The 1,137-nt window shown below is 55.9% G+C and carries 1 protein-coding gene; it reads left to right on the top strand.

The window, feature by feature from the left end; genetic code table 11:
* Positions 1–209: 209 nt before the first annotated feature.
* The coding region (locus B9Y90_RS26265) for an IS110 family RNA-guided transposase (RefSeq protein WP_139827530.1) at positions 210–1,137 on the top strand (928 nt) is incomplete at its 3' end.

Raw genomic sequence — 1,137 nt, 5'->3', positions numbered from 1 at the left:
CTTGTATGTTTAAAGTCACTTCAGTTACCCGCCGTCAGGCGGGTACACTGTCAAAGCGTTTGACCTGATGCCACAGCCCGTTTCCCCTCTGGGACACCAAGCCCGCGGGAGAGCTTATGGCGTGGCTTCAGTTTTCCTGTAAACCCGAACAGCTGCCAGGGCGGCTTTACGCCAGCCCGTATCTTACAAGGCCGGGAGACATGACCGTGATGGAATACACTACCGTCGGCGTGGATATCGCCAAAGACTCTTTTGATGTTTATATCGACTCAACACGCCAGCATTTACACCTCGACAATACGCCTGAGGCGCATCAACAACTGCTGGCCGCACTCTCCGGCATGACCATCCGAATGGTCGTCATGGAGGCAACCAGCCGTTACCACTCGCTTCTGGCAGCCACGCTCGAGCTGGCCGGGATACCCGTTGCCGTCGTTAATCCACGGCAGGTAAAGAACTTCGCCCGGGCGATGGGAACTCTCTATAAAACTGACCCGAGTGATGCCCGTATCATCTGCGAGTTCGGCCGCCGTATGGAGCCGGACATCCGGCCTGCACCGGATGAGCAGACGCAGCGCCTGGCCGGCATGGTTACCCGCCGTCGCCAGCTGGTGGAAAACCGGGCAATGGAGATTAACCGCTATAAATCCTGTGACGATGTGGTCGTGCTGATGGGCATTAAACGCCATATTGACTGGCTGACTGCGGAGATTAAAGACACGGATGACGACATAGACCGACAGATAAAAGTGATGCCGCTGTGGCGGGAGAAGGTAAAACTCCTGGAGGGAGTGAAAGGTATCGGCCCTGCCACCATGGCGGTGTTGCTGGCGCTGTTACCCGAGCTGGGCAAACTGAGTCGTCATAAAATCAGTGCGCTGGTCGGGGTGTGTCCGTATGCCCATGACAGCGGGCAGATGAAAGGCAAGCGAAGTATATGGGGAGGCCGGAGTGCGGTGCGTTCAGCGCTGTATATGGCGACGTTATCGGCAGTGCGTTTTAACCCAACCATCAGAGCGTTCTTCGAGCGTCTGAGAGGGAGGGGAAAGGCGTTCAAAGTGGCCATAACGGCCTGTATCAGAAAGCTGGTGACCATCCTGAATGCAATGCTTCGGGATAATAAAGAATGGGTGACGA

The organism is Cedecea sp. NFIX57 (genome assembly GCF_900177785.1).
Taxonomy (GTDB): Bacteria; Pseudomonadota; Gammaproteobacteria; order Enterobacterales; family Enterobacteriaceae; genus Cedecea; species Cedecea neteri_C.
This window is presented reverse-complemented; position numbering and strand designations above follow the sequence as displayed.